Source organism: Streptomyces rimosus (assembly GCF_008704655.1).
Lineage (GTDB): Bacteria > Actinomycetota > Actinomycetes > Streptomycetales > Streptomycetaceae > Streptomyces > Streptomyces rimosus.
Window position 1 is genome coordinate 1,588,282 of record NZ_CP023688.1, and the last position, 14,969, is coordinate 1,603,250.

The window sequence follows — 14,969 nt, forward strand, 5'->3', positions numbered from 1 at the left end:
CTTTCTCCTCACAACGCCTCGTGGTGGGTCGTTAGCGCTTGTCGTCGGTGAACCCGGCCTCCAGCTCGTCGATCTGCTGCTGGGCGAGATCGAGGAGCCCGAAGTCGGAGGGGGTGTGGCCGCCCGCCGCCGGGTCGGTGGTGTGCGCGGCCAGGCCGGACAGCAGGTCCAGCCAGGCCCGGCCGATACGCTCGGCCGCCGCCGCGTCCCGTTGCGCGGGCAGGCCGAGCGTGAGGGTCAGTTCCGGCTCGTCCTGGGTGCCCCGGAGGACCGTGCTCGCGTACCCGGCGGGCAGGCCGGGCCGGGGCGGGCCGTCGGCCGCGGCGCCGGCCGGCTGCCAGGGTCCGTCCGCCGGTCCGGTGCGGGACCGGTCCCGGTGGGTGTAGGAGACGCGCGGTTCCGGCAGGGCGTCCGGGACCGCACCGGCTCCGGGGCGGGCGCGCAGCTGTTCCTTGACGGCCTTCACCAACGTACCGGCCGCCGGGCCGCCCGCCCAAGCCCCGTCCAAATCGGTGCCGGACAGGTCCAGCCGTACGGGCCCGAGGGCGGTGAACCGGCCGACGGTGCGGGCCGGTTCACCGCTGTCCCGGCCGTCCTGCTCGACCGCCACCACGACGGACGCGCCGCTCTCGTCGCGTGCGATCGCGCCTGCCAGGGCGGCGAGCAGCACCTCGTGGGGCTCGCAGTGGTAGAGGGGCAGGGTCCGGTGGAGGAGGGTGACGGCGGTGTCGCGGGGTACGGTCCACGACCGGTGCGCCATGGCGCTCAAGTCCGTTACGACCGCCGGGCTCTCGCCGGTCAGTTCTTCGGCCCATCGCCGGAAGGACGTGCCTACAGGCGCGAGTTCCGGTACGGCACCGTCCGCCACGGCCGCGCAGGCCGCCGCGAGGTCGGTGACGATGATGCGCCAAGATGCCTCGTCCACGACCAGGTGGTGGGCCACGAGGGCCAGCCGTCCGGTGCGGTCGGGTCCGGCGTCCAGCCACACGGCCCGGAGCACGGGCCCCGCGGCCGGGTCCAGCTGCTCCGCCGCCTCCCGCCCGGCGCGGTCCGCGACAGCGTCCAGGTCGTCGTCGGAGATGCCCGTGGCGTCGACGCGGGTGAGCGCCGTGGCGGCGTCCACCGTGCCGCGTTCACCGGCCACCAGCACCGGTCCCGCGTCGCCGTCCGTCGCCACGCGGGCCCGCAGCATGTCGTGCGTGTCCAGTACGGCGGCGAGCCCGGCGGTCAGCGTGTGCGCCTCCAGACCGGCCGGCGCGGTCACGGTGATCCACTCGGCGAGGCCCCGGTCGAAGGCGTGCCCGCCCAGCGCCCGCATCGCGGGGGTGGCCGCGATCGGGCCCGTACCGACGTTCCCGGCCGCCCGTGCGCGGTCCGCCGCCCGGTCCGACTCCACCGCCTCCGCCAGGCGCTCGGGCGTCGACTGCTCGAACACCTGGCGTGGCGTCAGGTTCAGTCCGGCGCGGCGGGCCCGGGAGGCCAGCTGCATCGACATCACGGAGTCGCCGCCCACCTGGAAGAAGTCGTCGTCGATGCCCACCCGTTCGAGACCGAGCACCTCGGCGAACAGGGTGCACAGCGTCTCCTCCACCGGGGTGCGCGGGGCGCGCCCGGAGACCTGCCCGGCGAAGTCGGGCGCGGGCAGCGCCCGGCGGTCGACCTTGCCGTTCGGGGTGAGCGGCAGCCGGTCCAGCGGCACCAGGGCCGCGGGGACCATGTACTCGGGCAGCCGCTCGGCGACGTGTGCGCGCAGGGCGGCCAGCAGTGCGCCGGTGTCGCGGCCCGCGGCCGGCGCGTTGGTCCACGCCGTCAGCGGCGCCTCCGGATCGGCGGTGCCTCCGGCCGGTACGTAGGTGCCCACCGGCGCGGCCTCTTCGGCCAGTTCGCCGCGGACGAACGTGAGGTCCAGGTGCTCCGGCGTACCGGCGGACCAGGTGGCCCCCACCCAGTAGCCCAGGCTCTCCCCCAGCTCGTGGAACGCCTCGACGTCGGGCCCGTCGGGGGCCGTGACCGGCACCCCGGCCAGGTCCCCGCCGTCCTGGACGGCACGGGCGAGCGCCGCCTCGTACGCGACCCGGGTGTTGGGCACACCGGTGACGCGCAGCCGGTCGGGCCGCTCACCGTCCAGGTGCCGCCGCAGCGCGGCGAGGCCGCCGTCCCGGTCCGTCCAGTCGAGCTCCGGCGCGCCGTCGAGGGTGAGCACGGCGGCTCCCCGCTTGTGCAGCGTCACGTCGTAGCGGTACCGGGTCAGCTCGTTGTGGTGCTGTCCGCGCTTGAGCCGGATGTCCACGCCCGCGGCGTCCGGCAGCCGGTCGCCCAGCGCCGTGAAGAACTCCGGGTCGACGAGGAGTTCCTTCTCCAGGACGACGCCGCGCTCCACGGCCCGCCGCAGCGCGGCCGGGTCGCCGTCGTCCCCGGCGCGGTGTACGTGCACGGCGGTGGTCAGGGCGCGCAGCAGCCGTACGTTGCGCACGTCGCCGACGAAGAGCGCGCCGCCCGGGGCCAGCAGCCGCACGGCCAGCTCCACGACCTCCCGGAGGTAGTCCGCGTTGGGGAAGTACTGCGCGACCGAGTTCAGGACGATCGTGTCGAAGTACCCGGCGGGCAGGCCGTTCGCCTCATGGGCGGCCTGGGTGCGCAGTTCGACCCGTCCGGCCAGCCCGGGGTCGCGGCTGACATGCCGCCGCAGCTCCTCGATCGCCGGCGCGGAGAAGTCGGTGCCCCAGTAGGTCTCGCAGTCGGGCGCGAGCCGGGAGAGGAGGAGGCCGGTGCCGACACCGAGCTCCAGCACCCGGCGCGGGCGCAGCGCGCGGATGCGCTCGACGGTCCGGGACCGCCACTCGCGCATCTGCTCCAGCGGGATCGGCTGCCCGTCGTAGCTGCTGTTCCATCCGGCGAAGTTCTCGCCCAGCACGTCGGACCCGGGGTGGGCGTGCAGCGTGTCGTACAGGTCCTGCCATTCGCCGACCTGCTCCTGTTCGAGCCGCTCGTCCCGGCCTTCGGTGGCCGTGTCGGCGACCACGTAGCCGACCAGGCGGCGGTCGCCGGGCCGGTCCTCGCGGGCCACCACGACGGCCTGGCCGACGGCCGGGTGGGTGGCGAGCGCGGCCTCCACCTCGCCCGGCTCCACCCGGTAGCCGCGTACCTTGACCTGGGCGTCGGCCCGGCCGACGAAGACCAGCTCGCCGTCGCCGGTCCAGCGCGCCACGTCCCCGGTGCGGTACATCCTCTCCCCCGGCGCGAACGGGCAGGCCACGAAGCGTTCCGCGGTCAGCCCCGCGCGGCCCAGGTAGCCCCGGGCGAGGTTGACGCCGGTGACGTACAGCTCACCGGCCACGTCCGGCGGCACCGGCTGGAGGAAGGCGTCGAGCACATACGTACGGGAGTTGGCGACCGGCCGCCCGATCGGTACCGGGTCGGTGTCCGGTGCCAGCGGCGCGCTCATCGCCGCGCAGACCGTGGTCTCGGTCGGCCCGTACGCGTTGACCGTCCGCCGCCCCGCGGCCCAGCGGGCGGGCAGGCCGGGCGGGCAGGCTTCGCCCGCCACGGTCAGCGTCTCCAGCGTCGCGGGCAGTTCCTCGGCCACCGCCAGCACGCTCGGCGGGACGGTCGCGTGGGTGATGTCCCAGCGGCGCAGCGCCGCGCCCAGCGACACGCGGGGCGGCAGGCCCTCCGGGCCCGGGACCACCGAGGCGGCGCCGGACAGCAGCGCCATGCACAGTTCGGAGACGGCCGCGTCGAAGCTCAGCGACGCCATCTGCAGGACCCGCGACCGCGGTGTCACCGCGAACCGTTCGATCTGGGCCTGTGCCAGGTTGCCCAGGCCCGCGTGCGACACGACGACGCCCTTGGGCCGTCCGGTGGAGCCGGAGGTGTAGGTGACGTAGGCGGCGTGGGCGCTGCGCAGGGGTGCGGTCCGTTCGGCGTCGGTCACGGGGCCGCCCGGCAGTGCGGCCACCTCGGCCGCCACCGCCGTGTCGTCCAGGACCACCACGCGCCCGCCGAACCCGTCCGGGACGACGTGCCGGGTCGCGGTGGTGCACACCACCACCGACGGCGCGGCGTCCGCGAGGACGTACGCCACGCGCTCCGCCGGATGGTCCGGGTCGACGGGAACGAATGCCCCGCCCGCCATGGAGACGGCCAGCACGGCGGTCACCATGGCCGCCGACCGCTGCACGGCCACCGCGACGCGCTCCTCGGGCCCGACGCCGAGCCCGGCCAGGTGGCGGGCCAGCTGCCCTGCCTGGTGGGCGAGTTCGCCATAGGTCAGGGTCCCGGTGTCGGTCACCAGCGCCACCGCGTCACGGGACCGTGCGGCCTGGGCGGCGAACAGCTCCGGCAGCGGCGCGTCCGGGGCGGGCACCGCCGTACGGTTCCAGCGGTCCTCGACCCGTTCCCGTTCGTCCTCGCCGAGCAGCCGGATGCGGCCGACCGGCGTGCCCGGGTCCGCCACCACCTGTTCCAGGGCGCGGACGAGCGCGGCCTGCATGCGTTCGGCGCGTTCGCGCGGGAAGACGTCGGGCCGGTAGATGAAGTCGCCCTGGGTGCGCTCGCCTGGCGCGACGATCCAGGTCAGCGGGTAGTGGCCGCGGTCCTCGGGGACCCCGGCCGGGCGTACGGCGAGGGAGTCCGGGTCGGCCGGCGGCTCGGGCGGCTGCGGGTAGTTCTCGTAGACGACGAGGGTGTCGAAGGTCGCGCCGGGCCCGGCGAGGTGCTGGATCTCCGGGAGCCCGACGTGCTGGTGGGCGAGGAGCGCGGTGCGGCGCCGCTGGATGTCGGTGAGCAGCTCGGCGACCGGCTGCGCGCCGTCCAGGTGGACCCGTACCGGCAGGGTGTTGATGAACAGGCCGATCATCGACTCGACGCCGGGCAGCTCCGGCGGGCGGCCGGCGACGGTGGTGCCGAAGACCACGTCGGGGCGCCCGGTCAGCCGGGCGAGGAGCAGCGCCCACATGCCCTGGAGGACGGTGTTGGCGGTCAGGCCGAGACCGCGGGTCAGCTCCGTCAGGCCGCGGGTCAGCTCGTCGGACAGCTCGAAGCGGATGCGTTCCGGTACGGCGGGGGCGCGGACCAGTTCGGCCGGGACCACGCTGGTCGGCTCGTCCACCCCGGCCAGTTCGGCGCGCCAGGCGTCCCGTGCGGCCGCCTTGTCCTGGCGGTCCAGCCAGGCCAGGTACTCGCGATAGGAGGTGGCGGGCGGCAGCGTGCGGTCGTGGCCGCCCGCCGCGTACACCTGCGCCATCTCGTTGATCAGCACCGGCAGGGACCAGCCGTCCTTGACGATGTGGTGGCTGGTCAGCACGAGTACGTGCCGCCGCTCGCCGAGCCGGACCAGCAGCAGCCGCAGCAGCGGCGCCACCGCCAGGTCGAAGCGGTGCTCGCGGTCGCCGTCGGCGAGTTCCTGGAGGGCGTCCGGCACGGCGTCCTCGGCCAGGCCCGACAGGTCCGCCTCGCGCCACGGCAGCGGCACGTCACGCGCGATGACCTGCACCGTCTCGCCCGACGCGCGCGGGTGGAAGCTCGCCCGCAGGGACGGGTGGCGCACCAGCAGCGTCTGCCAGGTGGCGCGCAGCCGGGCCACGTCGAGCGGTCCGGTCAGCTCCATCATCCGCTGGCCCTCGTAGATGTCCGGGCCGTCCTCGTCGAAGGCGGCGTGGAACAGCAGCCCTTCCTGGAGGGGCGACAGCGGCCAGATGTCCGTCAGGGACGGCACGGCCGTCTCCAGTTCCTCCACGGTGTCCTGGGTGAGGGCCAGGAGGGAGAAGTCGGAGGGGGTGTGGCCGCCCGCGCCGGGGCCTTCGGTGTGGGCGGCGAGGCCGTCGAGCATCGCCAGCCAGTCCTGGCCGAGCCGTTCCGCGGCGGTCCCGTCGAGGAGATCGCCGGGCCAGCTGAGGGTCAGGGTCAGTGCGGGCCCGTCGGGCCCGTCCTGGACGACCGCGCCCGCTTCCAGGGCGTGCCGCGCGGGCATGCCCGGGTCCACGGATCCGCCGAGCGCCGTTTCCCCGGCCATCTGCCACGGCGTGACCGCGTCCGTCTCCGCGCCCGCGGTGAAGCGGCCGAGGTAGTTGAACGCGATCTGCGGGGCCGGGAGGGCGGCCAGTGCCGGGCCCGTCTCGGGGTTGAGATGACGCAGCAGCTCGTACCCGAGCCCGTCACCCGGCACCGCGCGGGCCTGCTCCTTGACGCTCTTGAGCAGCGCCCCGGCAGCGGGTCCGCCGGAGCGGGCCTGCGCCAGGTCGAGACCGGCCAGCCGCAGCCGCAGCGGGTGGGTGCTGGTGAACCAGCCGACCGTACGGGACAGATCAGCGTCCGCCAGCGGCTCGCGACCGTGCCCCTCGATGTCCAGCAGGACTCCGGCGCCGGTGTCCTGGCCGCGCGCGTCCTGCTGCCGCGTCACGGCGGCGGCCAGCGCGGCCAGCAGCACGTCGTGGACGCCGCAGTGGAAGGCGGCCGGGGTCCGGGCGGCGAGGACGGCGGACGCGGAGCGCGGCACGGTCCACGTGCGGCGGCGTACGGTTCCCGCGGTGTCCCGCGCCGGGTCGAGGGCCCGCTCGCCGATCAGCGGGGCGGGGCCGTTCAGCAGGGCGGTCCACCGCTCCAGTTCCGCGGTGCGCGCGGGGTCCGCCGCCTGGGCGGCCAGCAGGTCCGACCACTGCGGGAAGGACGTGCCGACCGGGTCGAGGTCCGGTTCCCGGTCCACCGCCACCGCTTCGCAGGCGGCTTGCAGGTCGGGTACGAGGATGCGCCAGGAGACACCGTCGACGACCAGGTGGTGGACGGCGAGGACCAGCCGGCCGGTCCGTCCGGGACCGGCGTCCAGCCACACCGCCTGTACGAGGACGCCGTCGGTGGGCGCCAGGCGTTCCACGGCGTCCCGAGCGACCTGGTCGGCCAGCACGTCCAGCCCGTCGTCCGGTACGTCGGTGGCGTCGACGCGGCTGACCAGCGCGGCGGCGTCCACCGCACCGCGCGCGGGCACCTGCAGCGTCGGCTCCGGCCCGTCGTCCGCCACCCGGGCCCGCAGCATGGCGTGGGTGTCCAGTACGGCGGCCAGCCCGGCGGCTAGTACGTCCTCGCCCAGCCCGGTGGGGGCGCCCAGGACCGCCCACTGCGCGAACGCGGGCCGTGTCGCGGCCGGTACGCCCAGCGCCCGCACCACCGGGGTCCAGGCGACCTCGCCCGCCGTGTCGTCCGGCGCTTCCTGCGGGGTCCCCTCACCGTCCCCGGCCGTCTCGGCGACCTCGGCCAGCCGCTCGGGGGTCTTCTCCTCGAAGACCTGCCAGGGCGTGACGACGATTCCGGCGCGCCGGGCGCGCGAGACCAGTTGCAGCGACATGATCGAGTCGCCGCCCAGCTCGAAGAAGCTGTCCTCGACGCCCACCCGGTCCAGGCCCAGCACCTCGGCGAACAGGGCGCACAGCGTCTCCTCGGCCGCGTTGCGCGGCGCCCGCCCACCTGCCCGCGCGGCGAAGTCGGGGGCGGGCAGCGCGGCCCGGTCCACCTTGCCGTTCGCGGTCACCGGGAGCGCGTCCAGCACCACCACGGCGGCCGGGACCAGGTAGTCCGGCAGCAGCCCGGCGACGTGGTCGCGGACCGCCTCGCCGTCCACCGCCGTGCCGTCCGGCACCACGTACCCGATCAGGCGGCGTTCGCCCGGCCGGTCCTCGCGGGCCACCACCACGGCCTGGGCGACCGCCGGGTGCCCGGTCAGCGCCGCTTCCACCTCGCCCGGCTCCACCCGGTAGCCGCGCACCTTGACCTGGGTGTCCGCCCGCCCGGCGAAGACGAGTTCGCCGTCGTCGGTCCAGTGGGCCAGGTCGCCGGTGCGGTACATCCTCCCCCCGCCTTCGGCCGGCGGGACCCCCATGCCGGGCGCGAAGGGGCAGGCGACAAAGCGTTCGGCCGTCGCGCCGGAGCGGCCGAGGTAGCCGCGCGCCAGGCCCGTACCGGCGAGGTACAGCTCGCCGTCCACGCCGGGCGGTACGGGCTGGAGGAACGCGTCCAGGACGTACACCCGGCGGTTGGGCAGCGGGCGGCCGATGGGCAGCACGTCCGCCAGGGCCTCGTCCGGCCGCAGCCGGTGCCAGGTGGCGCACAGCGTGGTCTCGGTCGGCCCGTACAGGTGCCGGGCCGTCACGTCCGGGCAGGCGTCCCGTACGCGGGCGACGGACGCCGCCGGGACCACATCGCCGCCGGTCAGCACCTCGCGCAGCCCGGCGAAGCAGTCGGGGGCCTCCTCGGCGGCCACCCGGAACAGGCCCGCCGTGAGGTGGACGGCCGTCACCCCCGCCGCCACCGCCTCGCGGACGCGCCCGGCGTCGACCGTGCCGGGGGCGGCCACCACGACGCGCGCGCCGGTGGCCAGCGGCACCCAGACCTCGTACAACGAGGCGTCGAAGACATGCGGCGCGTGCATCAGCACCGCGTCGTCCGGGCCAAGGGACCAGCCCCGCTCCCCGGCGAGCGCGGCCACGCTGCCGTGCGGCACGGCCACGCCCTTCGGGGTGCCCGTCGAGCCGGAGGTGTACATGACGTACGCCAAGTCGTCAGCGTCCACGCGCACTTGTGGCACTGTGCCCGCGGCCCCCACCTCGTCCAGGACCACCGTCCGCCCGGCCGCGTCCGCCGGAACCACCGTCCGTGTGGCCCCGGTGCACAGCACGGCCGCCGGACCGGAGTCCGCCAGCAGGAACGCGATCCGTTCCGCCGGGTGGCCCGGGTCCACCGGTACGTACGCGGCCCCGGTCTGCCACACGCCGAGCAGCGCCGCGATCAGATCGGCCGACCGCTCCATCACGACGGCGACGCGGTCGCCGCGCCCCACGCCCAGGCCGTGCAGATGCGCGGCGATACGGCGTGCCTCGACGTCCAACTGCGCATATTCGACAGTTCGTCGCCCGTCCACCACGACCACCGCGTCACCCGCCCGCGCCACCTGCGCGGCGAACAGCTCCGGCACCGTCGCGCCGGCCGGCCGCCCGGCCGCCGTGGCGTTCCATTCCCCGACGACCCGGCCGTGTTCCGGCGCGCCCAGCACACCGATCCGGCCGACCGGCGCCCCGGGGTCCGCCACGATCTGCTCCAGGACGCGCACCACCCGCTCCCCCAGCCGCCGGGCCTCGCGCCGGTCGAACAGGTCCGGGCGGTATGTGACGTACACGCGCAGCCGGTCGCCGGGGACGACGCCCACGGCCAGCGGATAGTGGGTGCCCGCCACGATGTCGGACTGGCTGATCGTCACCTCGTCGCCGGACCGCATGGCACCGGACAGGGTGGCGGTGGTGCGCGGGTAGTTCTCGAACATCAGCATCGTGTCGAAGACCGCGCCGGGCCCGGCCAGGCCCTGGACCTCGGACAGGCCGAGGTGCTGGTGCGCCATCAGCGCGGACTGGCGCTCCTGGAGCCCGGCGAGCAGGCGCAGCACGGGCTGCGCGCCGTCGAGAGTGACCCGTACCGGCTGGGTGTTGATGAACAGGCCCACCATCGACTCGACATCGGGCAGCTCCGGCGGGCGGCCGGATACGGTGCCGCCGAACACCACGTCGGTACGCCCGGCCAGGCGCGCCAGCACCATCGCCCAGGCGCCCTGCACCACGGTGTTGACGGTCAGGCCGTGGCGGCGGGCCAGTTCGGTGAGGGCCCGGGTGCCGTCCTCGGACAATTCGGCGGAGCCCGTCTCGGGGGCTGCCGGTGCCCGGCCCTGGTCCGTGGTGCGGGCCACCAGCGTCGATTCCTCGGCGCCGGCGAGTTCCGCCCGCCAGGCGGCCCGCGCGGCATCCCGGTCCTGGCGCTCCAGCCAGGCCAGGTAGTCGCGGTAGGAGGCGGTGCGCTGGAGCCCCGCGCCGTCGCCGCCCGCCGCGTAGGCCGCGCCGAGTTCGTCCAGGACGACCGGCATGGACCAGCCGTCGAGCAGGATGTGGTGGCTGGTCACCACCAGGCAGTGCCGGTCCGCGGCGAGGCGGACGAGCAGCAGCCGCAGCAGCGGTGCCACCGCGAGGTCGAAGCGGTGGGCCCGCTCGTTCGCGGCCAGCTCGTCCAGCGCGGCCTGCCGCTCGTCCTGCGGCAGCGCCGATACGTCCGCCTCGGCCCACGGCAGGGTCACGTCCCGCGCGACGACCTGCACGGTGTCGCCGGATTCCCGCTGGTGGAAGCTGGCGCGCAGGGCGTCGTGCCGGGCCAGCAGCGCTTCCCAGGAGGCGCGCAGGCGGGCGGCGTCCAGCGGCCCGTTCAGGTCCAGCAGCCGCTGGGTCTCGTAGACGTCCGGGCCCTCCTCTTCGAAGGCGGCGTGGAAGAGCAGCCCTTCCTGGAGGGGCGACAGCGGCCAGATGTCCGTCAGCGACGGCACGGCGGCCTCCAGCGCCGTCACGCTGTCCTGGGTGAGGTCCAGCAGCGGGAAGTCGCCGGGGGTGTGCCCGCCCGCGCCGGGGGCGTCGGCGTGCGTGGCCAGGCCGCCGAGGAGGTCCAGCCAGGCGTCGCCGAGCCGGTCCACCGACGTCTCGTCGAGGAGGGCGGCGGGCCAGCTGAGCGCGAGGTCCAGCACCGGCCCGTCCGGGGTGTCGCGGACGACCGCGCTCGCCTCCAGGGCGTGCCGGGCGGGCAGGTCGGGCGCGGCCGTACCGCCGACCGCGGCCGTACCGGCCGGCTGCCACGGGGCCACGGAGGCGCCGTCCGCCCCGCCGGTGAAGCGGCCCAGGTAGTTGAAGCCGAGCTGCGGAGCCGGAAGAGCGTCCAGCGCGGGGCCGGTCTCCGGGTTGAGGTGGCGCAGCAGCTCGTACCCGAGGCCGTCGCCGGGCACCGCGCGCGCCTGCTCCTTGACGGTCTTGAGCAGCGCCCCGGCCGCGGGTCCGCCGGTCAGCGCCTGCGGCAGGTCGATGCCGGTGAGGTCCAGGCGGACCGGGTGGACGCTGGTGAACCAGCCCACCGTGCGCGTCAGGTCCGTACCGTCGAGCGGTTCGCGGCCGTGGCCCTCGATGTCCACCAGGAGCCCGGCGCCCGCCTCCGGGCGCCAGTGCGCGACCGCACCCGCCAGCGTGGCCAGCAGCACGTCGTGCGCGCCGCAGTGGAAGGCGGCCGGTGCCCGGTTCACTACGGTGGCCGCCGCCGCGCCGGTGACCGTCCACGACCTGCGGCGCAGGGTCGCCGCGGTGTCGGTGGCCGGGTCGGGGGCGCGGGTGCCGAGCTGGGGCCCGGCGGCGCCGAGCAGGGCGGTCCAGTCCGCCAGCTCCGCCGTACGGGACGCGTCGGTCGCCTGGGTGACGAGGAGGTCCGCCCACCGGCGGAAGGACGTGCCGACCGGGTCCGGCTCGGGCGCCTGTCCCGCCGTCACCGCCTCGCAGGCGGCGCGCAGGTCGGGCGCGAGGATGCGCCAGGACACGCCGTCCACGACGAGGTGGTGGACGACGAGGGCCAGCCGTCCGGTCCGCTCCGGCCCGGCGTCCACCCATACGGCCCGGACCATCTCGCCCGCGGCCGGGTCCAGCCGTGCGGCGGCGTCACTCGCCGCGCGCTCGGCGATGCCGTCCAGTTCGTCGTCCGGTGCTTCCGCGGCGTCGGTACGGGTGACGAGCGCGGCGGCGTCCACCGCGCCGCGGCCGGGCACGTCGAACACCGGCCCCGCCGCGCCGTCGCGCACCCGGGCGCGCAGCATGTCGTGGGTGTCCAGGACGGCTGCCAGTCCGGCGGTCAGCGCGTCCGGCCCCAGTCCGGCCGGTGCGCCGAGGACCATCCACTGGGCGAACCCGGGGCGGGCCGCCCGCTCCCCCAGCGCCCGCATCACCGGCGTCCAGGGCACCTCGCCGACGCCCACGTCGGACGCCGCCCGCGCGGCCGCGTCGGTACGGGTCGCCACCGCCGCCAGCCGTTCCACGGTCCGGTGGTCGAACACCTGACGCGGCGTCAGTACCAGTCCGGCGCGACGGGCCCGCGACACCAGCTGCATCGAGCCGATCGAGTCACCGCCCAGCGCGAAGAACCCGTCGTCGATGCCCACCCGGTCGAGCCCGAGCACCTCGGCGAACAGGCCGCACAGCGTCTCCTCGGCTCCGGTGCGCGGCGCCCGCCCGGAGGCCCGCCCCGCGAAGTCGGGGGCGGGCAGCGCCGCGCGGTCCACCTTGCCGTTGACCGTCACCGGCAGCGACGGCAGGACCAGGACGGCCGCGGGCACCATGTAGTCCGGCAGCACCTTGGCGACATGCTCGCGGATCTGCTCCGCGTCCGCCTCCTGCCCGTCCGGTACGACATAGCCGACCAGCCGCCGTTCCCCGGGACCGTCCGCGCGCGCCACCACCACGGCCTGCCCGACCGCCGGGTGGGCGGCCAGCGCGGCTTCCACCTCGCCCAGCTCGACGCGGAAGCCGCGCACCTTGACCTGCTCGTCGGCCCGCCCGACGAAGACCAGTTCCCCGTCGCGCGTCCAGCGCACCAGGTCGCCGGTCCGGTACATCCTCCCGCCGTCACCGAACGGGCACGCCACGAACCGCTCGGCGCTGAGCCCGGCGCGCTGCCAGTAGCCCTGCGCGAGCCCGGTCCCGGCGACGTACAGTTCGCCGGTCACGCCCGGGGGCACGGGCTGGAGGAACGCGTCCAGGACGTACACCTGCCGGTTGCCCAGCGGACGGCCGACCGGCAGCTCGGGGCCCGCGGCGTCGCCGGGGCGCAGCAGGTGCCAGGTGGCGCACAGGGTCACCTCGGTGGGCCCGTACAGATGCCGTACGGCCAGGCCGGGGCACGCCTCCCGGACGCGCGCGACGGACGCCGCCGGAACCACGTCACCGCCGGTCAGCACCTCCCGCAGCCCCGCGAAGCACTCCGGCGCCTCCTCCGCCACCACCCGGAACAGCCCGGCCGTGACGTGCACCGCCGACACCCCGCCGGCCACGGCCTCGCGGATCCGCTGCGCGTCCACCGCGCCCGGCCGCGCCACCTCGACCCGGCCGCCGGCGACCAGCGGCACCCAGATCTCGAAGAGCGACACGTCGAAGGCGTGCGGCGCGTGCAGGAGCACCGCGTCGTCCGGCCCGGCGGCCCAGCCGCGCTCACCGGTCAGCGCGGCGACGCTGCCGTGCGGCACCGCGACGCCCTTCGGGGTGCCGGTGGAGCCGGAGGTGTACATCACGTACGCCAGGTCGCCTGCCGACACAGGTACGTGAAGCTCCGAGCCCGGCAGCTCCACCGCGTCCAGCACCACCAGCGGCGCGGCCGTGTCCACCGGTACCGCCGACCGCGTCGCCTCGCCGCACACCACGGCGGACGGCCGCGAGTCGTCCAGCATGAACGCGATCCGCTCCGCCGGATATCCGGCGTCCACCGGTACGTACGCGGCCCCGGCCTTCCACACGCCGAGCAGCGCCACCACCAGATCGACGGACCGCTCCAGCACCACCGCGACCCGATCACCACGCCCCACACCCAAGCCACTCAGGTACGCGGCCAAGCGGCCCGCCTCGACGTCCAACTCCGCGTACATAAGCCGCCGTTGGCCGTCCGAGACCGCCACGGCATCCGGCGTCGACGCCACCCGCCACGCGATCAGCTCCGGCACCGACGGCCCCGCCACCTCCCCGGCCGTCGCGTTCCAGCCCTCCACGACCCGGTGCCGCTCGTCCCCGCCCAGCACGCCGATCCGGCCCACCGGCGCCGACGGGTCGGCCACCATCTGCTCCAGCACCCGCACCAGTTGCCCGAAGACGGCCTCGGCGGTGGGGTGGTCGAAGAGGTCCGGGCGGTAGTCGAGCTTGCAGAGCATCCGGTCACCCGGCACGACGACGAGGGTGAAGGGGTAGTGGGAGGTCTCGCGGCCTTCGAGGAAGCGCAGGGTGAAGGCGTCGGGGCCGGTCGTCCCGGCGGGGGCCGCCGGGTAGTTCTCGAACACCACCAGCGTGTCGAAGACCGCGCCGGGCCCGGCCAGCTTCTGGATCTCGCCCAGGCCCAGGTGCTGGTGGGACATGAGGGCGGTCTGCCGCTCCTGGATGCCGGACAGCAGGCGGTGCACCGGCTGCGCGCCGTCCAGCGGTACGCGGACCGGCAGCGTGTTGATGAACAGGCCCACCATCGACTCGACGCCGGGCAGTTCGTCGGGGCGCCCGGCCACGGTCGCGCCGAACACCACGTCGTCGCGCCCGGCCAGCCGCGCCAGGACCAGCGCCCAGGCGCCCTGCAGGACGGTGTTCACCGTCAGGCCGCGGGCGCGGGCCAGCCCGACCAGGCCGCGTGTCAGCTCCTCGGGGATCTCGCTGATCAGGCTCTCGGGGACGACGGGCAGCCGGGCCGGGTCGGCCGGTGCGACGAGGGTCGGCTCGTCGTTGCCGGCCAGCTCCGCCCGCCACGCCTGCCGGGCGGCGTCCTTGTCCTGCCGGTTCAGCCAGGCCAGGTAGTCGCGGTAGCGGGCCGCGCGGGGCAGCCCGCGGGCGTCGCCGCCCGCCGCGTACACCGTGGTCAGCTCGCCCAGCAGCACCGGCATCGACCAGCCGTCCATCAGGACGTGGTGGGAAGTGATGACCAGCCGGTGCCGCTCGTCGCCCAGGCGGATCAGCAGCAGGCGCAGCAGCGGCGGCACCGCCGGGTCGAACCGCTCGGCCCGCTCCTCGGCGGCCAGCCGCTCCGCCTCGGCGAGGGCGTCGGCCCCGCCGAGTCCGGACACATCGGCTTCCCGCCACGGCAGCGTCACCTCGCGCGCGACGACCTGCACCGCGTCGCCCGACCTGCGGCGCCGGAAGCCCGCCCGCAGCACCGGGTGCCGGGCCACCAGCGCCTCCCAGGAGGCGCGCAGCAGATCGGCGTCCAGCGGTCCGTCCAGCGCCAGCGTCCGCTGCCCCTGGTAGACGTCCGGGCCCTCCTCGTCGAAGGAGGCGTGGAACAGCAGCCCTTCCTGCAGCGGCGAGAGCGGCCACACGTCCTCGACAAGAGATCGGGTCATCGCTTACTCCTCAACACGACGTGCGTTCAGCGGACTACGAGGTGCTGACCAC

The 14,969-nt window shown here is 75.7% G+C and carries 1 protein-coding gene; it reads right to left on the reverse strand.

Annotated features, from left to right (window positions below):
* Positions 1-31: 31 nt before the first annotated feature.
* A complete protein-coding gene (locus tag CP984_RS06510) occupies positions 32-14,917 on the reverse strand; it encodes a non-ribosomal peptide synthetase (RefSeq protein ID WP_078586848.1) in 14,886 nt (4,961 codons plus the stop codon).
* Between the last annotated feature and the right edge of the window lie 52 nt (positions 14,918-14,969).

Coding starts and splice junctions, on each gene's coding strand:
- CP984_RS06510 (WP_078586848.1), bottom strand. CDS start 14,917: ATGACCCGATCTCTTGTCGAGGACGTGTGGCCGCTCTCGCCGCTGCAG.